A 1,014-nucleotide genomic window follows, 5' to 3' on the forward strand; every position below is an offset into this window, starting at 1 on the left:
CCGTGCTAATAACAAAATGTTGACCTTCAAATTCTGTGACACACCCCGGAGCAAGAATACCTGAATCAGTAAAAATCTTACGGAAGTTGAACACACCTGAACCACCTACGTGGTCCATAGCATATGTATCAGAGTCCGTATAGATAATCATTGAGTCACGAAGAGGCAAACCATCTTGGATGGAACCCATTGAGTTAGTAAGGTCGTTAAACCCACCAGCAGAATTTTCATCATCTTCATACCAATTCTTAGGTGCAGTATTAGGTTCAGCAGAATCTGACCAACGAACACGCTGTTTCAGAATAGCTGCATCTTCACGGATGCCTAAAGCTACTAAGAATGTCTTATAAGCAACAATCCTTTCAGCATGCCAAGGGACTGTCTTTGTTGGAGCGGCCTTAGAAGGTATCCCCCATCCAGGCAAATCTTGAAATTTAAAACCACCAGTAGTTGTGTTAGTTGGGTCTAAATATTGAGGGGTATCAACTGTGTTATTGAAAACAAGGACGTTTGATAAATTAGTATAAGACCAAGGATGTTGCATATCAGCATGATATTCAATTGGATTCCCTGAACTATCTATTTTATTACAATTTTGGTGAACCTCACCATTAGCCCTCCACAGATGTTTCTCGGTGCCATAGACGACACCGGGAACTAGTGGAATACGAGTCATGGCAAATGGTATCTCATTAGGCATTTTTGCATATGTAGTTGGGTACCATCCACCAATTTTTTGAACACGTCCTGCTTCAAATCTCACATTGAGCCCATCTGTCCATGTATCCGGTGGAGTATCAAAAGAGGGCATGTCAGTGACAATTCCTTTTGTACCTGCACCACGTAAACGGAAGATAGCCATTAATTCTCCTTACGAGTTACGAACCCAAACATAAATTGGGATAGAAGGTTGAACAATATTGAATGGGTCAGACGTACCTGTTGTGTTATTACCAGTCGTACCACTGTGGGAGATGTGGTGGGTGTGAGCACCATTAGTTGTAGTCCAGAATA

At 41.8% G+C, this 1,014-nt stretch carries 1 protein-coding gene; it reads right to left on the reverse strand.

The genetic code is table 11. The features are described from left to right. The coding region (locus tag N1032_RS23805; protein ID WP_259542873.1) for a hypothetical protein at nt 1–862 on the reverse strand (862 nt) is incomplete at its 3' end. Nucleotides 863–1,014 lie beyond the last annotated feature (152 nt).

The sequence above is a fragment of the Herbiconiux daphne genome, from assembly GCF_024979295.1.
GTDB classification, from domain to species: Bacteria; Actinomycetota; Actinomycetes; order Actinomycetales; family Microbacteriaceae; genus Herbiconiux; species Herbiconiux daphnes.